The 22078-nt window shown below is 58.6% G+C and carries 17 protein-coding genes and 2 pseudogenes; 15 read left to right on the top strand and 4 right to left on the bottom strand.

What is annotated here, in order from left to right; genetic code table 11:
* Positions 1 to 8: 8 nt before the first annotated feature.
* Positions 9 to 1016 (bottom strand): annotated as a pseudogene (locus AC1MDT_RS15980) (methyl-accepting chemotaxis protein); the annotation flags it as partial.
* A gap of 504 nt (positions 1017 to 1520) precedes the next feature.
* A pseudogene (locus AC1MDT_RS15975) lies at positions 1521 to 1601 on the bottom strand (DUF454 domain-containing protein); the annotation flags it as partial.
* Positions 1602 to 1792: 191 nt separating this feature from the next.
* On the opposite strand from AC1MDT_RS15975, the gene AC1MDT_RS15970 reads away from it, so the two are divergent.
* The 6 genes from AC1MDT_RS15970 to AC1MDT_RS15945 all read left to right on the top strand — a co-directional run bounded on the left by AC1MDT_RS15970 (position 1793) and on the right by AC1MDT_RS15945 (position 8943).
* Entirely contained in the window at positions 1793 to 2641 is an 849-nt protein-coding gene (locus tag AC1MDT_RS15970; protein WP_480418052.1) for a hypothetical protein, read from the top strand.
* Between the two features lie 13 nt (positions 2642 to 2654).
* On the top strand, positions 2655 to 2816 hold the full coding sequence (locus AC1MDT_RS15965) for a hypothetical protein (RefSeq protein WP_480418051.1): 162 nt from the start codon (positions 2655 to 2657) through the stop codon (positions 2814 to 2816).
* A gap of 167 nt (positions 2817 to 2983) precedes the next feature.
* Positions 2984 to 3835, top strand: a complete 852-nt coding sequence (locus AC1MDT_RS15960) for a hypothetical protein (RefSeq protein ID WP_480418050.1) — start codon at positions 2984 to 2986, stop codon at positions 3833 to 3835.
* 12 nt (positions 3836 to 3847) lie between these two features.
* Positions 3848 to 6007: a lipase family protein gene (locus AC1MDT_RS15955; protein ID WP_480418049.1), complete on the top strand. Its 2160-nt coding sequence runs from the start codon at positions 3848 to 3850 to the stop codon at positions 6005 to 6007.
* A 33-nt stretch (positions 6008 to 6040) separates the two neighbouring features.
* Positions 6041 to 8098, top strand: coding sequence for a type VI secretion system tip protein TssI/VgrG (tssI, locus tag AC1MDT_RS15950; protein WP_480418048.1), 2058 nt, complete (start codon positions 6041 to 6043; stop codon positions 8096 to 8098).
* The gene (locus AC1MDT_RS15945; RefSeq protein ID WP_480418047.1) at positions 8095 to 8943 is read left to right on the top strand and encodes a DUF4123 domain-containing protein; all 849 of its coding nucleotides are present in this window, start codon (positions 8095 to 8097) and stop codon (positions 8941 to 8943) included. The genes tssI and AC1MDT_RS15945 overlap by 4 nt, the downstream gene beginning before the upstream one ends.
* Positions 8944 to 8957: 14 nt before the next feature.
* On the opposite strand, the gene AC1MDT_RS15940 is transcribed toward AC1MDT_RS15945, so the two are convergent.
* Together AC1MDT_RS15940 and gap are read right to left on the bottom strand one after the other, a co-directional pair.
* On the bottom strand, positions 8958 to 9422 hold the full coding sequence (locus tag AC1MDT_RS15940; protein ID WP_480418046.1) for a methylglyoxal synthase: 465 nt from the start codon (positions 9420 to 9422) through the stop codon (positions 8958 to 8960).
* A 149-nt stretch (positions 9423 to 9571) separates the two neighbouring features.
* Entirely contained in the window at positions 9572 to 10573 is a 1002-nt protein-coding gene (gap, locus tag AC1MDT_RS15935; protein WP_480418045.1) for a type I glyceraldehyde-3-phosphate dehydrogenase, read from the bottom strand.
* A gap of 220 nt (positions 10574 to 10793) precedes the next feature.
* On the opposite strand from gap, the gene edd reads away from it, so the two are divergent.
* From edd to AC1MDT_RS15890, 9 genes are all read left to right on the top strand, one after another.
* Positions 10794 to 12620 (top strand): phosphogluconate dehydratase, encoded by a 1827-nt coding sequence (edd, locus tag AC1MDT_RS15930; RefSeq protein WP_480418044.1) that lies wholly within the window; start codon positions 10794 to 10796, stop codon positions 12618 to 12620.
* Positions 12617 to 13576 carry a glucokinase gene (locus AC1MDT_RS15925; RefSeq protein ID WP_480418043.1) on the top strand — a complete coding sequence of 320 codons (960 nt, stop codon included), beginning with the start codon at positions 12617 to 12619 and terminating at the stop codon, positions 13574 to 13576. The genes edd and AC1MDT_RS15925 overlap by 4 nt, the downstream gene beginning before the upstream one ends.
* 194 nt (positions 13577 to 13770) lie before the next feature.
* Entirely contained in the window at positions 13771 to 14502 is a 732-nt protein-coding gene (locus AC1MDT_RS15920; protein WP_480418042.1) for a response regulator, read from the top strand.
* Positions 14492 to 15961, top strand: coding sequence for an ATP-binding protein (locus tag AC1MDT_RS15915; protein ID WP_480418041.1), 1470 nt, complete (start codon positions 14492 to 14494; stop codon positions 15959 to 15961). The genes AC1MDT_RS15920 and AC1MDT_RS15915 overlap by 11 nt, the downstream gene beginning before the upstream one ends.
* A 227-nt stretch (positions 15962 to 16188) precedes the next feature.
* The gene (locus AC1MDT_RS15910) at positions 16189 to 17448 is read left to right on the top strand and encodes a D-mannose isomerase (protein ID WP_480418040.1); all 1260 of its coding nucleotides are present in this window, start codon (positions 16189 to 16191) and stop codon (positions 17446 to 17448) included.
* A 117-nt stretch (positions 17449 to 17565) separates the two neighbouring features.
* Complete coding sequence (locus AC1MDT_RS15905; protein WP_480418039.1) at positions 17566 to 18873, top strand: ABC transporter substrate-binding protein; 1308 nt, start codon at positions 17566 to 17568, stop codon at positions 18871 to 18873.
* A 133-nt stretch (positions 18874 to 19006) separates the two neighbouring features.
* Entirely contained in the window at positions 19007 to 19915 is a 909-nt protein-coding gene (locus tag AC1MDT_RS15900) for a carbohydrate ABC transporter permease (protein ID WP_007902369.1), read from the top strand.
* Positions 19908 to 20753, top strand: a complete 846-nt coding sequence (locus tag AC1MDT_RS15895) for a carbohydrate ABC transporter permease (RefSeq protein WP_414907932.1) — start codon at positions 19908 to 19910, stop codon at positions 20751 to 20753. The genes AC1MDT_RS15900 and AC1MDT_RS15895 overlap by 8 nt, the downstream gene beginning before the upstream one ends.
* A gap of 4 nt (positions 20754 to 20757) precedes the next feature.
* On the top strand, positions 20758 to 21918 hold the full coding sequence (locus AC1MDT_RS15890; protein WP_480418038.1) for an ABC transporter ATP-binding protein: 1161 nt from the start codon (positions 20758 to 20760) through the stop codon (positions 21916 to 21918).
* The last annotated feature ends 160 nt before the right edge of the window (positions 21919 to 22078 follow it).

Genomic DNA, 22078 nt, shown 5'->3' with positions numbered 1-22078 from the left:
AGCTTGTCGAGGAAGCGGTTGAACCAACTGACCAGTTCGCCCAGTTCGTCTTTCTTGCTGTAATGCAGGCGCTGAGTCAGGTCACCGTCACCGCTGGCAATCGCCTTCAGCATCCCGGCGACGCTGTTGATCGGCCGGGTCACGCCCGAGGCGGTGAGCCAGATCAGCAACAGGCCCAGCAGGCCGGCAATGACCGCTACCAGCACGGCTTTGATCGTGCCGCTTTGCTGGGCTTCATCGAGGACGACTTGCAGCTTCACCGAATCGGCCAGCAGTACTTGTTTCGGCAGGTCGATTACCACGCCCCAGGCTTTGGAGTCGGCGATTGGGCTGACCGGGTACACCGCACGAATAAAATTGCCTTGTTCGAGAATCTTCGGTGCGCCGGCACCCAGCAATTGCAGGACTTCCTTGCCCTCTGCACCGAGGGTGTCACCGATGCTTTTACCCACCTTGCTCGCGTCAACACTGTAACCGGCGAGTACACCGCTGCCAGAGACGATCAGCATGTGCCCGGCGTTGTTGAACAGTTCACGTTGGGAGTCCACCGCTGCTGCTTGTAACGCGTCGAGGGCAATATCCACACCAACCACACCGATGGATTTTCCGTCCACCAGCAGCGGCACGGCAATCGTGGTCATCAGCATTTCCTTGCCGGCGACGGTATCGGCATACGGGTCCAGCAGGCAGGTGCGCTTGCTGTCGCGAGGGCAGGTGTACCAGCTGTTGTACGGGATGCCACTGATATTCTGGGTGGTCTTGGTCATGTCGTCTTCGACCATGATCGTGTTCAGCCCCTCACCTCCGGAACGGCTCCAGTAGCTGGCGAAACGTCCGGCTTCATTGGACTGACGGGCCGCGTCGTTGGCGAATTCGCTGTCCTTGCCATCCAGGCCATTGGGTTCGAACGCCAGCCAGACCCCCAGTAACTGGGTGTTGCGCTCGAAGGCGGTTTTCAGGCTCTGGTTCAACTCTTCGCGCAGGGCCCCGGCCTCAAGCGAGCGCTTGGCAGCCATGGTGCGCAGGTCCTTGATCTGGTCGGCCAGGGCGGTCACCACCAGCAGGCTTTCGCCGAAGGTCTTCTGCACCCGCACCGCTTGCTCGGCAGCCTTGGCCTGGAGCAGGTCCTGCACACTGTCAGTGAGCATCTTGCTGCTGGAGGTGCTGACCAGATCGTTATTCTGGTGGGTCTGGTAGACGTTCATGCAAACAATCAGCGCAATGACACCCAGCAAACACAGACCGGACAGCAGGACGATTTTCAGGCGGATAGACAGAGCGTCGAACATTGGGCGAACTCGCGAATGAATGAGGTGTTGGCTGTGAGTCAGGGGGCGACCCATTTCGCCGAGTCCCTTCAGCGCCATTCAATCCACATCGGCGTGGGCAGAAGTTGCGTGAATGCGAGTCCGACGAACGGCAACAGGTGATCGTTTGCGCAGGAAAATGCCCTGGAAAGGGCAGAAATTCAGGAGATTTTCGGCAGCGATTGTGGTCGTGACCACATCCACAGATTGCTTAAAGAGGATCGGCCCGAACAGCCGATGGTTTTCCAGCCAGGCACTCAAGCGCGGCGAACGCTTGGTCGCGGCGGACGCCGATGGAGAGTTGCTCACTTGGCAGAAAGCTGCGCACGTTTTAGCCATTGCATGGCTGAAGACGTCAGATATTTCAGAGACTGGCGTAGGCGCGGTCCCTAACGTTTCCTGGCCCCTCAGACAGTTCTGGATGACGGCTATACCCCTGTTGATACTTTGTTTTTTACGGGGTCTATTGGCAGGAGCATCAAGTGATGGCACTCCATGGATGGACACAATCCGTTCTCAACAACAGCCTGTCGTTGCGTCTCATACGCCGACAATTGGCTCGCACACTGACTATCGGCACGTTGACGCTTACCGCTAGCGGTTGCGTTTTTGCGCCCGCCGAGCGCTTTACCTTGCAGGCTGAGGTGCCGGCTGATTTCCGGGTCAAGGCTGATGCCTTTTATGTGCCGGCCACCGGCGAAACCTGTGTGGCGCCGCCCCGTGAAAGCGGAAAAGTGGCACCGAATCGCAAGTTCTTCACCAGCGAATACCAGGGCGTTGCGCGCACGGCCGAGTTTCAGGTGCCACTGACCACCCGTGCGGGTGGTTGTCCGTTGGTGTTGAGTAGCTTGAAGCTGAACCTCGATGCGAAGTGGGGAACGCGTTGGTCCGACATAGGCGGCGACTTTGCCAGTCTGTCCTTTCGCGACGTACTAGGGACAGATCTTCCAGCCTTTCCGAGCGCTGGTGCTCAGACGTTTCAGGGGCAATGCCAGTGGTTGTTTCGCACCTTAGGACCCAAACGCAATATCCGGAAAATCCTGCACTGCCGCGCCGTCGATACCGACGGGCAGATGGTGAAACGCATGGCAGGCGGGGTGTTGCAGCGCGATCAGTTACCGGGCAGGACGGTGAGGATGGTGTTCAGGATGGCGGCCGAGGAATGGCCGGCTGTAGGCGATAACTGGGTTCGTTTCCCGAGTGGCTGGAAACGCTGTCTGGGTGAAAGCCTTGAAGACCAATACGCCTTCTGTCGCGGCAACACCACAGATTTCAAGCCTTTCAAAATGCCCGATGGTCGCGAATGCACCGTTTACCCCAACTGCACTGAATAAAAGGAGCAACAACATGACGGTCAAGGTTCAAGACCTTAGTTGTTTCAGCAGCAAAATGCTGGGTTGCCCGCTATGGGGGCATTGGACGAGTTTTCGATTGGTTGACGAGCAGGGTGATGGAAAAACCGATGGCGGTTTGCCTTACACCCATCGAGACAGTCATGGTCAGACATGAACATTCTGCACACTTTTCCGCGAGTGCAAGCTGGGGCTGTCAGACGTTTCAGTGACGATTGTAAGTCCGATCCGAAACGTTTTCAGGCCGCTCAGTTAGCTCTGGATGACGGCCCTATCCCTCTTAATACTTCGTTTCTCGACGGAGTTAATGGGCAGGAGCATCAAGTGACGGCACTCCATGGATGGACACCATCCGTTCTCAACAGCAGCCTGTCGTTGCGACTCATACGCCGACAACTGGCTCGCACACTGGCTATCGGCACTTTGACGCTTACCGCTGGCGGTTGCGTTTTTGCACCGGCAGAGAGTTTCACATTGCAGGCCGAAGTGCCGGCTGATTTTCGGGTCAAGGCTGATGCCTTTTATGTGCCGGCCACTGGCGAAACCTGTGTGGCGCCGCCCCGTGAAAGCGGAAAAGTGGCACCGAATCGCAAGTTCTTCACCAGTGAATACCAGGGCGTTGCGCGCACGGCCGAGTTTCAGGTGCCCCTGACCACCCGTGCGGGTGGTTGTCCGTTGGTGTTGAGTAGCTTGAAGCTGAACCTCGATGCGAAGTGGGGAACGCGTTGGTCCGACATAGGCGGCGACTTTGCCAGCCTGTCCTTTCGCGACGTACTTGGGGCGGATCTTCCAGTCTTTCCAAGCGCTGGCGTTAAGGCGTTTCAGGGGCAATGCCAGTGGTTGTTTCGCACCCTTGGACCCAAACGCAATATCCGGAAAATCCTGCACTGCCGGGCCGTCGACGCGGACGGACAGATGGTGAAACGTATGGCGGGCGGGGTGTTGCAGCGCGATCAGTTACCGGGCAGGACGGTGAGGATGGTATTCAGGATGGCAAAGGAAGAGGAGCCTTACATGGGGGATAACTGGATTCGCTTTCCGCAAGGTTGGAAACGCTGCTTGGGTGAAAGCCTTGAAGATCAAGACGCTTTTTGTCGCGGCAACACTACAGATTTCAAGTCATTCAAATTGCCAGATGGCCGCGAGTGCACCATTTACCCCAACTGCACTGAATAAGGGAGCATCAACATGACAGTCAAGGAGCAAGACGAGAGCTGTTTCAGCGGCAAAATATTGGTCTGTCCACTGCGGGGGCATTGGACGAGTTTTCGATTGGTTGACGAGCAGGGTGACGGAAAACCCTATGGCGGCTTGCCTTATACCGTTGTGGACAGTGTCGGGCAGGAGTACACCGGAAGGCTGAACGGCGAGGGTTTTGCCAAGGTAGAAAACCATTACCGTGGGCCTGTCGTACTCACCATGAGCTCGTTGTATTCGGGACTTGAAAAACCTTACGAGCGATTGATGCACCGCAAGTCTTACCCCCTCCCCATCACTGAACTTCAGTTCCGTGCCGAACAAACGCGTTTCTTTCACGAAGACGGATTTCGTCGTGAACACAACCCGGCGATCAAAGACGCCGATGTCTTTGTCCAGGTCGAGGTGCGGGACCTGGTCCTTGAAGGCGCGCATTTGCCACCGGTGGTCAAGCGCTTCTACGAACCGCAAAGCGCACTGCTTCGGGGCATGAGCGAACTGGGTTTCGGCCCCGAGCATTCATTTGGCATTGCGCTGAGCCCCAACAAACACAACGTGCTGGAAGTGCGGCCGATGCGCGCCTTGCGGCCCATGCTGTCCACCGATGACTCGTTTTGTGCGCTGAACCTTTATCAACTGGCGTTGATGGCGACCTTGAGTTACACCGACTTCGCCCAGGACCCGCGCGAAAAACCACGGGATAAAGTGCGCTTTCCGGAGGAGCCGAGTATTGGCCATCTGTTCGGCGAGGCGTTGGCCAGTTACCGGGAAAACTGGCGAATCGATAAACACCAACGCGATCGCTACTACCCGTTGTACGAAGACGTGCCCTATTCAAAGCGGCTGGAGATCCTGCCGTTCAACCCGACGCTGTATGAACAAAACCACCCGGACAAAGGCCAGGACCAGGAACACCCGGCCAACCAGCATTTTTTCGATGACGAGAAAGATGGCGGCGATACCCAGGCGTTTATCTGTCATCACGACGAAGTCATTCTGATTTCGGTACGGGGCACGGCGAGCTTGAAAGATGCGGTACGGGATGTGCACGCGCTGCAGGTTCCGTTCGAGGAGGGCGTCGGGCAGGTTCATAAGGGGTTCTACAGCGCGTTCCAGGCGATGAAAAACTTCGTTCTACTTTATCTGGATAAATTCCACGCCGGACAAAAAATCATCATTTGCGGCCACAGCCTCGGCGGCGCCATCGCCTTGTTGTTGGCAGAAGCATTACGCCGTTTCCCGGATGAGGATTACAACATCCTCCTCTACACCTACGGCGCCCCACGCGCTGGCGACTCGGCTTTCGTTGAAGGCGCCACCGACCTCGTCCATCACCGCATGGTCAACAACAACGACCCGGTTCCCGGCGTGCCGGCCCCCTGGATGAACGCTAACTGGAAGGTCTGGGTGCCGGGCCTGACGATGACGGTCGTCAGCGGGTACGGCCTGTTGGTGTTCGGCGCGGGTCTGGTGCGCCTCGGCGGTGATCCCTATCACCATCACGGGCAACAACAGCACTTCATGCCCGTGCATTTCGATGCGAAGGAGCCGTCGGCCGTGTTGTGGGACCCAACCTGCGAGTCCATCGAAAATTCCGCGTGCACCGCGATGCTGGAGAAGACCCGGCATAGCGATATGCCGGTGCGCGACGGCATGCTGGCCCAACTGATCAACTACAAAGACCACATGATGGTTGCCAGTTACATTCCTTTCGCCTGGGCGACCTTGCGCCGCTGGCAGCAAACCCAGGAAACCGGTGCAACCGTGGTCACAGGACGTGAGTACCTGGTGATCGACGATGCCCTGGCAGTGCTCAAGGACAAACTTTACGAGTATGCCCGCCAGATGCGTCATGACGAGGGCCCGCGAGGCGCGACGGCAGATGAAAGTGCCGCTAGAAATGCTTTGTTCAGAGAGCGGGATCGGCTGACGACAACCCGCCAGCGCTTGGAAGCCTTGCGCTATCGCCGGCTAACGCTGGCGGATGTCTACGGCAGCGCGGCGCAGTCGCCGGAGTTCACCGGTAGCGTGGAGCGTTGGGCAAAGCACACTGAAAATCAGCATTCGGTGCAGTACGCGAAGATCCCCTCGCCACTGGACAACGAACGTTTGCTGGTGGGCAAGCCGTTCGACATTGATTCGATTATCTGAGTACCGCCAAGCAGATTATTAAAGGACTAAACAATGTTTGATCCACACTCTCGACCTCGCTTTTATCTCGACATCACCGGGCAGCAATACGACTTTCAAGTGCTGGCCTTCAAAGCCAGTGAGTCGATCAGCCAGCCCTATGAAGTCAATCTGGAACTGGTCAGCGAACGGTCAGACTTCGACCTTGAGATGTTGCTGCACAAACCTGCCTTCCTTGGGTTTGGGCCTCTCGGCGAGGGCTTTCACGGGCTGATTGACGGCTTAGCACAGCGCGAGTCGGGTAATCGACTGACGCGTTATGAGCTGAGACTGGTCCCCCAACTGGCGTATCTGGGCCTGTGTAGCGACCAGCGAATTTTTCAGCAACGCAGCGTCGAGCAGATCATCACCGAAGTCCTGAACAAGCATGGCATGCTTGGCGATGCATTCACTTTTCAACTGGGCCCAAGCGTCTATTTGCCACGCGAGTATTGTGTTCAGTTCAACGAAACAGATCTGGGGTTTATTCAGCGACTCTGTGAAGAGTCGGGTATTCACTATCATTTTCAACACAGTCCGCAAGGGCACCTATTGGTGTTTGGCGATGATCAGACGTGTTTCCGCCGGTTGGCCCCGTCAACCTTTCGACAAAAAAATGGTCAGGTGGCTGATCACCCGGTGATTGACACCTTCGGTGTGCGTTTGGCCACTCGTCCCAGTCAGGTGGCGATTCGGGACTATGATTTCGAAAAACCGAACCGACTCCTCGAACAGAAGAGCAGAAGCCCGGTCGCTCCGCCCCTTGAGGATTACCGGGCGCCGGGACGTTTTAAAAGCGGAGATGAGGGCAAGCGTCTGGCCGCCCGTCAGTTGGAGCAGCATCGCAGCGATTACCGGTTGGCCGACGGCGCCAGCGACCTTGGTAACTTGCACAGCGGTCATTTTCTCGAATTGCAGGGGCATCACAGAACCGAATGGAATGACCTTTGGCTACTGACAGGCATAGTGCATGAAGGCCAGCAGTCCCAAGTGCTGGAAGAGACAATGGCCTGTGAGCTGCATGCCGCGGATTTTCAGGGCTATCGCAATACCTTCACCGCAACGCCATGGGATGCCGTGTATCGACCGCCGATTAAACACATCAAACCCACCATTTCCGGCAGTCAGAACGCCAAGGTCACCGGGCCGGCGGGAGAGGAGATCCACTGTGATCAATACGGCCGGGTCAAAGTCAGTTTTTACTGGGACCGTACCGACCCGCAAACCGATAAAAGCAGTTGCTGGTTGAGAGTCTTGACCCATTGGGCTGGCGATGGCTACGGGGCGGTCAACATTCCCCGGGTCGGCATGGAAGTCATGGTCACCTTTATCGATGGCGACCCTGATCGCCCTGTGATTTCCGGTTGTTTGCATCACCTGACCAACCCGGTGCCCTATGAGTTGCCGGCGAACAAAACCCGAAGCGTCTTTCGGAGTCGTAGCTCACGCCAGAGCGGAGGGTTCAATGAGTTGCACATCGAAGACCGCCTCGGGCAAGAGCTGATCTACCTTCGAGCGCAGCGGGACCTTGAGCAGAAAGTTGAAAACGACAGTCGGCTGGAAGTCGGTCGCGAACGTCGGGAAACCATCAAGGGCACCAGCACCAGTGTGTTCGAGACCGAAGAACATCGCAAGACCACAGGCGACCGCAAAACCCGGCTGATGGCCAATGATCATCTGCATGTCGCGCAAAACAGCCACACCTATGTGGGTGAGGTGCTGGTCGCAGAGGCGGGTCAGGAAATTCATTTCAAGGGGGGTGTGAAACTGGTGCTCGACGCCGGCGATAACATGACCTTGTGTGCTGGCGATCAGCATTTTGTGATCAGTTCGAGTGGCATTTACAGCAGTTGTGCAATCGAGGTTGGGGGCAGCCCCGCGCGGGGTACGCTGGCGGCGCCGCTGATACCGGGTGCAACACAGCCGTTGACGACCCCCATCGAACGAGCGCCGGTCATCGCCTTTGTCCAACGGGCGCTGATGACGCTGGCTGGCGAGCAATCCGCAGACTTCTGCCCGATCTGCGAGGCCTGTCGAGAGGGCGGTTGTTCAATCGAAGGAGTTTGCGCATGAGTAACCTGCCTGTTCAGTGGATGGCGCAGCAATCACAACTTGGCCGTAGTCTGTATTTGATTCTTGACTCGAAGGCGGCGCCGCGGATTCATCAGACCTTGTTGCACCAGCTGACACCTGAACACTATCGCAGTGTCTACAGGGAAACCGCCGTCGCCGCGCTGGCCGTGGGCGGCCCGTTTATTTTTTTAATCGATAGTCTGAATCCGTCATCGCTCAATGAGTTATTCGAAGGGCCGCCTCAGGATTTGGGGTGGCTGGCGAGCATCGAAAATCACTCAATCGGGATATTGGTGAAACATTGGCGCGAACGCCTGTTTATCAGAAAACGGCCGCAACAGGCGCTCTACCGTTTCCACGACAATCGGGTGTTGGCGCGGGCTCTGGCTCATCTTCCCGAGTCGGAATATCCCCAATACCTCGGCCCGGCCGTCAGTGTCTGCTACTGGCAGGGCGAGCACTGGACGACAGCCGAGAATTCGGCACCTGGCGAATACCCGGTCCCTGACAGTCCGCAATGGCTGGATATCCCGGCGCCGGTCAGCCAGGAACGGGCGATCCTGTTGGCTAATGTTGGTCAGTACCTGTTGGCTGAGCACAGTGAGGACCTAGCCCGATTGCCGGAAGACCTGTCGCCGAGAGCCTGGCTGATAGAGCAACTCGACCTGGCACAGCGGTGGGGATGGCAGACGCCGGAGCAGCTGCATTTTTTGGTTGTCGAGCGACTGCGGGAGATGCACACGCCTGGTATCAAAAACTGGGATCCGAGGCCTGAAGAGCATGCGCAGGCTCATTTTGAGCGCCTGCGCAGCGAACTGTTGCCCGAGATCAAAACCACGCCGTAGACCGCAGGCCTGTACTAACCCCGTCCCAACAGATAGGTCGCGTAATCCGGGATCCGGTGCTGATGAGCCTGATCCATCAACGGACTGCTGAGCAGATAGTCGGCGCTGCATTCATTGCACGCCACCGGGATGTTCCACACCGCCGCGACTCGCAGCAATGCCTTGATGTCCGGGTCGTGTGGCTGCGGTTCGAACGGGTCCCAGAAGAACACCAGCAGGTCGACCCGTTGCTCGGCGATTCGCGCGCCGAGCTGTTGGTCGCCGCCCAAGGGGCCACTGATCATGCTCTCCACAGGCAGGTCGAGCCGTTGTTGCAACAACAGCCCTGTGGTGCCGGTGGCGACCAGTTCATGCTTCGCGAGCTTGTCTTTCTGCCGCTCCGCCCAGTCCAGCAAAAACACCTTGCAGTGGTCATGGGCGACCAAGGCGATACGCTTGCGCGCAGCCAGGGTCTTTTGCGTAAAGCTGATACCGATCATTGGTTGCTGCTCCAGAAATGACACGCACTTTGTAGGAGCGAGCTTGCTCGCGAAGGATGTAAGGGCCCCGCGTTCATTCAGGCGACCCTTGTCATCGTTAACGATCATCGCGAGCAGGCTCGCTCCTACGAGAAGGGGGGGCGTGCTGCTTATTCGGCGTTGCACAGCGCCAGGCAGTTATCGAGCATGCGGTTGGAGAAGCCCCATTCGTTGTCGTACCAGGCCAATACCTTGAGCAGTTTGCCGCTGGACTTGGTGTGGTTGGCGTCGAAGATCGACGACAGCGGGTTGTGGTTGAAGTCGCTGGAAACCAGCGGCAGGGTGTTGTAGCCAAGAATTTTCGAGTGCTGGCTGGCTTCTTTAAGCAGCGCGTTCACTTCGTCGGCCGATGCTTCGCGCTTGAGTTGCACGGTCAGGTCCACCAGCGACACGTTGATCACCGGGACACGCACCGACATGCCCGTCAGTTTGCCCGCCAGTTCCGGCAGCACCAGGCCGACCGCTTCAGCGGCGCCGGTCTTGCTCGGGATCATGTTCTGGGTGGCCGAACGTGCACGATACGGGTCGACATGATAGACGTCGGTCAGATGCTGATCGTTGGTGTAGGCGTGAATGGTGGTCATCAGACCGTTTTCGATCCCCAACTCACGGTGCAGCACCTGGGCGACCGGGGCCAGGCAGTTGGTGGTGCACGACGCGTTGGAAATAATCTGGTGCGACTGGCGCAGAATGTCGTGGTTAACCCCATAAACCACGGTGGCGTCGGCGCCTTTCGCCGGAGCCGAGATGATCACTTTGCGTGCGCCGGCCGTAATATGCGCGGCAGCTTTGGACCGGTCGGTGAATAGGCCGGTGCATTCGAACACGACGTCGATTTGCTCCGCCGCCCAAGGCAAGTCGGCCGGATTGCGGATGGCGCTGACGGCAATGCGATCACCGTTGACGGTCAGGCTTTCCAGATCGTGCTGGACATCGGCATCGAACGTGCCGTGAACAGTGTCGTACTTGAGCAGATGAGCATTGATCGCGCTATCACCCAGGTCATTGATTGCAACGATCTGCAAATCCTGACGATAGCCTTGGGTATACAGTGCGCGAAGGACGTTGCGGCCAATTCGGCCAAAACCATTAATTGCGATTCGAAGAGTCATTTAACTGGGCCGCCGTCGTTTTGTTGTTGGAATTACAAGATTATTCGCAAAAAAATAGAAAACAAGCCTTTTTAATGGCAATATTTTGTTCAATCTACAACGAGTGACCTGAATCAACTGGTCCGACCGAACAAGAAAACCGTCTGTCACTCCATCGACAACGGCTCTTGCTCAGCATAGACAATCAGGTCGCCACATCCGTTAGCCTGGAGTTCTACACATGCATCCCCGCGTCCTTGAGGTCACCGAACGGCTTATCGCCCGCAGCCGCGCCACGCGTGAGGCTTACCTTGCACTGATTCGCGGGGCAGCCAGCGACGGTCCCATGCGCGGCAAGCTGCAATGCGCCAACTTCGCCCACGGTGTGGCCGGTTGCGGCAGCGACGACAAGAACAGCTTGCGGATGATGAACTCCGCGAACATTGCGATTGTTTCGTCCTATAACGACATGCTCTCCGCGCATCAGCCGTACGAAGTCTTTCCTGAACAGATCAAAAAAGCCCTGCGTGAAATAGGCTCCGTCGGCCAGTTCGCCGGCGGCACCCCGGCCATGTGTGACGGCGTGACCCAGGGCGAACCCGGCATGGAATTGAGCCTGCCGAGCCGCGAAGTGATTGCGATGTCCACCGCCGTGGCGCTGTCCCATAACATGTTCGATGGCGCGCTGATGCTCGGCATCTGCGACAAGATTGTGCCGGGCCTGATGATGGGGGCGTTGCGTTTCGGTCATTTGCCGACGATCTTCGTGCCGGGCGGGCCGATGGTGTCGGGCATTTCCAACAAGCAGAAAGCCGACGTCCGTCAGCGCTACGCCGAAGGCAAGGCCAGCCGCGAAGAGTTGCTGGAATCGGAAATGAACTCCTACCACAGCCCTGGTACGTGCACCTTTTATGGCACTGCCAACACCAACCAGTTGCTGATGGAAGTCATGGGTTTGCACTTGCCCGGCGCTTCTTTCGTGAACCCCAATACCCCGTTGCGCGAGGCCCTGACTCGCGAAGCGGCACATCAAGTCACGCGCTTGACCAAGCAGAACGGCGATTTCATGCCGATCGGCGAAATCGTCGACGAGCGTTCGCTGGTCAACTCCATCGTGGCCCTGCACGCCACGGGCGGCTCGACCAACCACACCTTGCACATGCCGGCCATCGCCATGGCCGCAGGCATTCAACTGACCTGGCAAGACATGGCCGACCTCTCCGAGGTGGTGCCGACCCTGAGCCACGTCTACCCGAACGGTAAAGCCGACATCAACCACTTCCAGGCCGCGGGCGGCATGTCGTTCCTGATCCGCGAACTGCTGGAAGCCGGTCTGCTGCATGAAAACGTCAACACGGTTCTGGGCCACGGCCTGAGCCGCTACACCCTGGAACCGTTCCTCGATAACGGCGAACTGGTCTGGCGCGAAGGCCCGACCGAAAGCCTCGACGAAACCATTCTGCGTCCGGTCGCTCGCGCGTTCTCGCCAGAGGGCGGCTTGCGAGTCATGGAAGGCAACCTCGGTCGGGGAGTGATGAAAGTGTCGGCCGTCGCGTTGGAAAACCAGATCGTCGAAGCACCGGCCATGGTGTTCCAGGATCAGCAGGACCTGGCCGATGCGTTCAAGGCCGGTTTGCTGGAAAAAGATTTCGTCGCGGTAATGCGCTTCCAGGGCCCGCGCTCCAACGGTATGCCGGAACTGCACAAGATGACGCCGTTCCTCGGCGTGCTGCAGGATCGCGGCTTCAAAGTCGCGCTGGTGACGGACGGCCGCATGTCCGGTGCGTCGGGGAAAATCCCGGCGGCGATTCACGTCAGCCCCGAAGCGTATGTGGGCGGCGCTTTGGCGCGGGTGCAAGAGGGCGATATCATCCGCGTCGATGGCGTCAAAGGCACCCTGGAGCTTAAGGTGGACGCCGAAGAATTCGCAGCGCGCACGCCGGCCAAGGGCCTGTTGGGCAATAACATTGGCAGCGGTCGCGAACTGTTTGGTTTCATGCGCATGGCCTTCAGCTCCGCAGAGCAAGGCGCCAGCGCCTTTACTTCTGCCCTGGAGACGCTTAATTGAAACTGGCTTTGGTCGGTGACATCGGTGGGACCAACGCACGTTTCGCGTTGTGGAAAAACCATCAACTGGAATCGGTCCAGGTGCTGGCGACAGCCGACCACGCCAACCCCGAGGAGGCCATTGCGCTCTACCTGAGCGGGCTCGGTCTGGCGCTGGGTTCTGTCGGCTCGGTGTGCCTGTCGGTGGCCGGCCCGGTGAGCGGTGATGAATTCAAGTTCACCAACAATCACTGGCGGCTGAGTCGCAAGGCGTTCTGCCAGACCCTGCAGGTGGATCAATTGCTGCTGGTCAACGACTTCTCGGCGATGGCGTTGGGCATGACCCGTTTGCAACCGGGCGAGTTTCGGGTGGTCTGCGAAGGCACGCCGGAACCGTTGCGGCCAGCGGTGGTGATCGGTCCGGGCACGGGCCTGGGCGTTGGCGCGCTGCTCGACTTGGGCGAAGGCCGTTTCGCCGCATTGCCGGGTGAGGGCGGTCACGTCGATTTACCGCTGAGCAGTCCGAGGGAAACTCAACTGTGGCAACACATTTTCAACGAGATCGGCCATGTCAGTGCTGAAACAGCATTGAGCGGTAGCGGCTTGCCGCGGGTCTATCGGGCGATTTGTGCGGTGGATGGGCATGAGCCGGTTCTCGATACGCCGGAATCGATCACGGCGGCGGGGCTGGCAGGTGATCCGATTGCCCTGGAAGTGCTGGAGCAATTCTGCTGCTGGCTCGGTCGCGTGGCCGGCAATAACGTGTTGACCATCGGCGGGCGCGGTGGCGTGTACATCGTCGGCGGGGTGATTCCGCGGTTTGCCGATTTCTTTGTCGGCAGCGGTTTTGCCCGGTGCTTTGCCGACAAGGGTTGCATGAGCGATTACTTCAAAGGCATCCCGGTGTGGCTGGTGACGGCTCCGTATTCCGGCCTGATGGGCGCGGGTGTGGCGCTCGACCAATCCATTCCAGCCTGAAATACAATCAAAAATGTGGGAGCGAGCCTGCTCGCGAAAGCGGTGTGTCCGTCAACGAATGTGTTGAATGTAAAACCGCTTTCGTCGGAACGCCGCCCGGAGCAGGCTCGCTCCCACAGTTGTTTTTGCAGTGTTTGTAGATTCTTTGCTTAAGGCATAATCCGACCCATTCAAACAACAAGGATGCCGCCCCTGTGAGCTCAGTCAACAAGTCGATTTTGTTGGTCGATGACGATCAAGAGATACGCGAGTTGCTGGACACCTACCTGACCCGCGCCGGTTTCCAGGTCCGCACCACACCCGACGGCGCAGGCTTTCGCCAGGCGATGAACGACGCGCCGAGCGATCTGGTGATTCTCGACGTGATGCTGCCGGACGAAGACGGTTTCAGTCTGTGTCGCTGGATCCGCCAGCACCCGCGTCAGGCTCAGGTGCCGATCATCATGCTCACCGCCAGCTCCGACGAGGCTGATCGCGTTATCGGCCTTGAACTGGGCGCCGACGACTACCTCGGCAAACCCTTCAGCCCCCGTGAATTGCAGGCGCGCATCAAAGCCTTGTTGCGCCGCGCGCAGTTCGGTCAGGATCGCTCCGGCAGTGAAGTGCTGGCCTTCGATGACTGGCGGCTGGACATGGTCAGCCATCGGCTGTTCCACATCGACGGCGAAGAAGTGATTCTCTCGGGCGCCGATTTCGCCTTGCTGAAACTGTTCCTCGACCACCCCCAGCAAATCCTCGACCGCGACACCATCGGCAATGCCACCCGGGGTCGCGACTTGATGCCGCTGGATCGCATCGTCGACATGGCGGTCAGCCGCTTGCGTCAGCGTTTGCGCGACACTGAAAAACCGCCACGGCTGATCCGTACCGTGCGCGGCAGCGGCTACCAACTGGCCGCCAATGTGGTTGCCAGCAATGGCCACTGAGTTTCTGCGCAAACTCGCCGCACGGGTGCCGGTGCCACGTTCGCTGCTCGGGCGAATGCTGTTGTTGACGCTACTGGCGGTGCTGTTCGCCCAGGCGCTATCGAGCGTGATCTGGGTGTCGCAACTGCGCGCCACGCAGCTGGAAGGCCTGGTCACCAGCGCCCGCAGCCTCGCCCATTCGATGACGGCCAGCGTCAGTTACTTCCGCTCGCTGCCGGTGGCGTTCCGGCCGCTGGTGCTCGACCAGCTGCGCAGCATGGGCGGCACGCGTTTCGTGGTGACCCTCAACGACAAGCCCTTGGGCATGGAAGTACTGCCGATCACCCCGCGCAAGGCAGCGGTGCTCAAAGCAGTGGACGAAGTGCTGCGCCAGTCGCTGGGGCAGGACACCGATATTTCGGTGACCTTCGTCAGCCCCGAGGACCTGCGGATCTTCAACGGAGGCCTGAAGCTCGACGAATTGCCGCGTTCCTGGGCGCACTATGCACTGACCCTGGAGCCGGTGAACCCGCCGGTGCTGGTCACGCAAATCCAGATGGCACCGGGCGAGTGGCTGTACATCGCCTCGCTGTTGCCCGAGCCCTACACCAGTCTTGAAGAGCAGGGTTTGCCGGCGCAGCAAGTCTGGTTCATCGTGCTCACCAGCGGTTTTTTGCTGTTGTTCATCGGCCTGCTGGTGCACTGGCAGAGCCGGCCGCTCAAGCGCCTGGCGCGGGCGGCGCGAGACATGTCCCTTGGCGCGGAAGTCGAGCCCGTGGCGGAGGGCGGTGGCAGTGAAGTGGTCGAAGTGGGGCGCGCCTTCAACGCCATGCGCGAACGCATCAGCCGCTACCTCACTGAACGCAGTCAGTTGTTCAGCGCGATTTCCCATGACCTGCGCACGCCGATTACCCGGTTACGGCTGCGAGTCGAACTGCTCGAAGACGAAAAGCTGCAAGCCAAATTCGGTCGTGATCTGGATGAGCTGGAACTGCTGGTCAAAGGTGCTCTGCAATGCGTGAAGGACACCGATATTCACGAAAATATCGAACCGGTGGACCTCAACCATGTGCTCGATTGTCTGGTGGAGCCGTACCTGGCGCCCAACGGCAATGGTCGCGTGACTCAGCAAGGGCGGGCGCTGGCGCCGTATTCGGGCAAGCCGCTGGCGCTCAAGCGCTGTATTGGCAACCTGATCGACAACGCCCTGAAATATGGGCAGAACGCACACCTGCACATTGATGACGATGACAGCGCGTTCATCCTGCATGTCGACGATGAAGGACCGGGGGTTCCGGAGCAGCGGATGGAGCAGGTGTTCGAGCCGCATTTCCGGTTGGCCGGGCAGCAGCAGGGGTATGGATTGGGGCTGGGGATTGCGCGCAATATCGCGCATAGCCATGGTGGTGAAGTCAGCCTGCAAAACCTGCGTGAAGGCGGATTGCGGGTGACGTTGCAGTTGCCGCGCAGTGTTGATTAGGAATACCGCGTCATCGTTCATCGCGAGCAAGCTCGCTCCCACAGGGGGCATGCGTCTTATACAAATCCACTGTGGGAGCGAGCCTGCTCGCGAAGGCGTCAGCCCCTTCAACACATTCCTCCAGCCAAATGTCACAAGCTAGTGACATAACTCGCCCCCTTCGTTACAAGCCCGCCACCGCCCGTTGTTTAGACTGCCCACAGTAATAACAACAAAAAAGGCACCCCATGGACACCTTCCGACCCGCCTTCAGCAGTTGGCTGAATGCACCTGCCCATCAGCAATGGCTCGCCGCTGAAGGCCTGCGCCTGTTGGCGTTTGCCAAGGCCGCAAAAGTCGCCGAAGGTTTCGGCAATCTTGATGAAAAGGGCCGTCTCCCGGCCAATGCCCTCGCCGAAACCATGAACACCGCACGCATGACCCACAGCTTCGCCATGGCTCACATCCAGGGCCTGCCGGGGTTTGCCGAGTTAGTGGATCACGGCATCAAAGCCCTGCTGGGTCCGTTGCGCGATGCCGAGCACGGTGGCTGGTTCGCCACCGCACATTATCGCGACGGCAACACCGGCAAAGCCGCTTACCTGCACGCCTTTGTCGCGCTGGCCGCCAGTTCCGCGGTCGTTGCCCAGCGCCCCGGCGCGCAAGACTTGCTCGATGATGCGATCAACATCATCGACACGCATTTCTGGAGCGAGGAGGAGGGTGCGATGCGCGAGTCCTTCAACCGCGACTTCAGTGGTGAGGAAAGCTATCGCGGCGCCAACAGCAACATGCACGCCACCGAAGCCTTCCTCGCATTGGCCGATGTCACCGAAGACACCCGGTGGTTGAGTCGCGCACAGCGCATCGTCGAGCGCGTTATCCATAGTCACGCCGCTGCCAATGACTATTTGGTGGTCGAGCATTTCGATCGCGACTGGCAGCCGTTACATGACTACAACCACGACAACCCGGCCGACGGTTTCCGCCCCTATGGCACTACGCCGGGCCATGGTTTTGAATGGGCGCGCCTGTTGCTGCACCTCGAAGCCGCGCGGGCTCAGGCCGCAATGCTCACGCCAGGCTGGCTCGCCACCGATGCGCAAAAACTCTTCGATCACAACTGTCGGCACGGCTGGAACGTCGACGGTGCGCCGGGGATTGTCTATACCCTCGATTGGGACAATCGCGCGGTGATGCGCCATCGCTTGCACTGGACTCATTGCGAAGCCAGTGCCGCGGCCAGCGCGCTGCTCAAGCGCACCGGCGATGCGCAGTACGAAAGCTGGTATCGGCTTTTTTGGGAATTCTGTGACAGTCATTTCATCGACCGTTGCGAGGGCAGTTGGCACCATGAACTTGACCCGCAAAACCGCCCGAGTGCCGATATCTGGGCCGGGAAACCCGACTTGTATCACGCCTGGCAAGCCGTCTTGATCCCGCGTCTGCCGCTGGCGCCGAGCATGGCCACGGCTCTGGCGCAGTTATCCCAGGGTGCTGCTGTGTAACCATGCGGTGACATTCACACGTCCCTTCGTTACCTGCGAAGGGAAAACTCCTGTTTAAAATCCTATGCAGCGCAAGCACCAGACTTGCATGCATAACAACAAGAAAGGTACTACCAGATGAATGCGATTTCTCGCCTCGCTACTGTCATTTCTCTCGCCTCTCTGCTCCCACTGTCTGCATTCCCTCTGAGTGCGTTTGCTGCCGATTCCAAAGGTTCGGTGGAAGTCGTTCACTGGTGGACGTCGGGTGGTGAAAAAGCAGCGGTCGATGTCCTCAAGGCCCAAGTCGAAAAAGACGGCTTTACCTGGAAGGACGGCGCAGTCGCCGGTGGTGGCGGTTCCACGGCCATGACCGTGCTCAAAAGTCGGGCAGTCGCCGGAAACCCGCCGGGCGTTGCCCAGATCAAAGGCCCGGACATCCAGGAGTGGGGCAGCACTGGCCTGCTCAGCACCGACACACTGAAAGACGTCGCGAAGTCGGAAAACTGGGATGGCCTGCTCTCGAAAAAAGTGTCCGACACCGTCAAGTACGAAGATGACTATGTCGCTGTGCCGGTGAACATTCACCGCGTCAACTGGCTGTGGATCAACCCGCAAGTCTTCAAGAAAGCCGGGATCGACAAAGCCCCGACCACCCTCGAAGAATTCTATGCCGCCGGCGACAAGCTCAAGGCTGCCGGTTTCATCGCGCTCGCCCATGGTGGCCAGCCTTGGCAGGACAGCACCGTGTTCGAAGACGTGGTGCTCTCGGTCATGGGGGCCGACGGTTACAAGAAGGCCCTGGTAGACCTGGATCAGAAAACCCTTTCCGGGCCTGAGATGACCAAGTCGTTCACCGAGCTGAAAAAACTCACGGGCTACATGGACCCGAACCGCGCCGGTCGTGACTGGAACATCGCTGCCTCCGAGGTCATCAACGGCAAGGCCGGCATGCAGATGATGGGCGACTGGGCCAAGAGTGAATGGACCGCCGCGAAAAAAGTAGCCGGTAAAGACTACCTATGCGTGCCGTTCCCGGGCACCGAAAAAGCCTTCACCTACAACATTGATTCCCTGGCGGTGTTCAAGCTCAAGGCTGATCGCAAAGGTGACATCGCCGCCCAGCAGGATCTGGCCAAGGTTGCTCTGGGTAAAGACTTCCAGAAGATCTTCAGCATCAACAAAGGGTCGATCCCGGTGCGTACCGACATGCTCAATGACATGAGCGGTCTGGGCTTCGATTCCTGTGCTCAAGCGTCGGCCAAGGACTTCCTGGCGGATGAAAAGACCGGCGGGCTGCAACCGAGCATGGCGCACAACATGGCCACGTCCCTGGCCGTGCAGGGCGCAATCTTTGACGTCGTGACCAACTTCATGAACGACAAGGATGCTGACCCGGCCAAGGCCAGCGCCCAACTGGCATCGGCAATCAAGGCCGCCCAGTAAACCCTGTGTAGGAGCGAGCTTGCTCGCGATGGAGTGTCAGTTAACACCTGTCTAGCTGACACACCATCGCGAGCAAGCTCGCTCCTACAGTGGATCGCACTCCAATTCTTATATCTAAAACTGGATTATCCCGATGAGCTCTGTGGCGGTTTTCAGCAAAGCCTCACCGTTCGATGCGCTGCAACGCTGGTTACCCAAGTTGGTACTCGCGCCGAGCATGCTGATCGTATTGGTTGGCTTCTACGGTTACATCATCTGGACATTCGTACTGTCCTTTACCAATTCCAGCTTCATGCCGAGCTACAAGTGGGTCGGCCTGCAGCAATACATCCGTCTGATGGACAACGATCGCTGGTGGGTCGCGAGCAAAAACCTCGCGGTGTTCGGCGGCATGTTCATCGGCATCAGCCTTGTATTGGGTGTGTTCCTCGCCGTGCTGCTGGATCAACGGATTCGCAAGGAAGGTTTCATCCGCACCGTTTACCTGTACCCGATGGCGCTCTCGATGATCGTCACCGGTACCGCATGGAAATGGCTGCTCAACCCAGGCCTGGGCCTGGACAAAATGCTGCGCGACTGGGGTTGGGAAGGCTTTCGTCTCGATTGGCTGGTGGATCAGGATCGGGTCGTTTACTGCCTGGTGATCGCGGCCGTGTGGCAAGCCTCCGGGTTTGTGATGGCGATGTTCCTGGCCGGCCTTCGTGGTGTCGATCAATCGATCATCCGTGCCGCGCAAGTCGACGGTGCGAGCCTGCCGACCATCTATTTGAAAATCGTCCTGCCGAGCCTGCGCCCGGTGTTTTTCAGCGCCTTCATGATCCTCGCGCACATCGCGATCAAGAGCTTCGACCTGGTGGCGGCAATGACCGCGGGCGGTCCTGGTTACTCGTCCGACCTGCCGGCAATGTTCATGTATTCCTTCACCTTCAGCCGTGGCCAGATGGGCATTGGTTCGGCCAGCGCCATGATGATGCTCGGCGCGATCCTGGCGATTCTGGTGCCGTACCTGTATTCCGAATTGCGAGGCAAACGCCATGAGTAATCAATTTGGCAAACCGGCCTTGAGCTTCAGCCGTATCGCGATCTACGCCACGTTGTTGCTGGCTGCTGCGATCTATCTGATTCCGTTGGTGGTGATGCTGTTGACCAGTTTCAAATCCCCGGAAGATATCCGCACCGGCAACCTGCTGAGCTGGCCGCAAGTGATTGACGGCATCGGCTGGATCAAAGCCTGGGACGTCGTCGGCGGCTACTTCTGGAACTCGGTGAAAATCACCGTGCCAGCGGTTTTGATTTCTACGTTTATTGGGGCGATGAACGGCTACGTGTTGTCGATGTGGCGCTTTCGCGGTTCGCAATTGTTCTTCGGTCTGTTGCTGTTCGGCTGCTTCCTGCCGTTCCAGACTGTACTGCTGCCGGCCTCATTCACTATTGGCAAACTCGGCCTGGCCAACACCACCACCGGTCTGGTGCTGGTGCACATCGTCTACGGCCTGGCGTTCACCACGCTGTTCTTCCGCAATTACTACGTGAGTATTCCGGATGCGCTGGTCAAGGCTGCACGCCTTGATGGCGCGGGCTTCTTCACGATTTTCTGGAAGATCCTGCTGCCGATGTCGATCCCGATCGTGATGGTCTGCCTGATCTGGCAGTTCACTCAAATCTGGAATGACTTCCTGTTTGGCGTGGTCTTCGCCAGTGGCGATGCCCAACCAATTACCGTGGCCCTGAACAACCTGGTCAACACCAGCACCGGGGCCAAGGAATACAACGTTGATATGGCCGCCGCGATGATCGCCGGGCTGCCGACACTGCTGGTCTACATTTTCGCTGGCAAGTATTTCCTGCGTGGGCTGACGTCCGGCGCGGTCAAGGGGTAGAAATATGGCAACTCTCGAATTACGCAACGTCAACAAGACCTACGGTGCCGGTTTGCCGGACACTCTGAAAAACATCGAACTGAAGATCGATGACGGTGAGTTCCTGATCCTGGTCGGCCCGTCCGGTTGCGGCAAATCCACCTTGATGAACTGCATCGCCGGCCTGGAAAACATCAGCGGCGGCGCGATTCTGGTGGACGATGCCGACATCAGTGGCATGAGCCCGAAAGATCGCGACATCGCCATGGTGTTCCAGTCCTACGCGCTGTACCCGACCATGAGCGTGCGCGACAACATCGCGTTCGGTCTGAAGATTCGCAAAATGCCGGCTGCCGAAATCGACGAAGAAGTCGCACGTGTCGCCAAGCTGTTGCAGATCGAACACCTGCTCAATCGCAAGCCCGGCCAACTCTCCGGTGGTCAGCAACAGCGTGTGGCGATGGGCCGTGCCCTGGCGCGGCGGCCGAAGATTTACCTGTTCGACGAACCGCTGTCCAACCTCGACGCCAAGCTGCGGGTCGAGATGCGCACCGAAATGAAACTGATGCACCAGCGCCTGAAAACCACCACGGTCTACGTGACTCACGACCAGATCGAAGCCATGACCCTGGGCGACAAGGTGGCGGTGATGAAGGACGGAATCATCCAGCAGTTCGGCACGCCGAAGCAGATCTACAACGATCCGGCCAACCTGTTCGTGGCGAGCTTCATCGGTTCGCCGCCGATGAACTTCATCCCCCTGCGTTTGCAACGCAAGGACGGTCGCCTGGTGGCGTTGCTCGACAGCGGTCAGGCGCGTTGCGAATTGCCGTTGGGCATGCAGGACGCCGGCCTCGAAGACCGCGAAGTGATCCTCGGCATGCGCCCGGAGCAGATCGTGCTGGCAAGCGGAGAGCCGAATGGCTTGCCGGTCATTCGTGCCGAAGTCCAGGTCACCGAGCCGACCGGTCCCGACACCCTGGTGTTCGTCAATCTCAACGACACCAAAGTCTGCTGCCGCCTGGCTCCGGACGTCGCGCCTAATGTTGGCGAGACCCTGACCCTGCAATTCGATCCATCGAAAGTGCTGCTGTTTGATGCCAAGACCGGTGAGCGCCTGGGGGTGGCCGGTCTGCCGCAAACCGAAACACGAGCTGCCAACGTGACCCAATTCAAAGGCCGCTGAAGATCAAAAGTGTAGGAGCGAGCCTGCTCGCGATGGTGTATCAGTCGACATCAATGTAGCTGACACACCATCGTCGGAACACCGCCCGGAGCAAGCTCGCTCCTACAGGGGATGTAGCCGCGTTAGATAACAGTTAATAACAATAAAACGAGGATGTAGG

The organism is Pseudomonas sp. ASL7, assembly GCF_056680375.1.
This window is presented reverse-complemented; position numbering and strand designations above follow the sequence as displayed.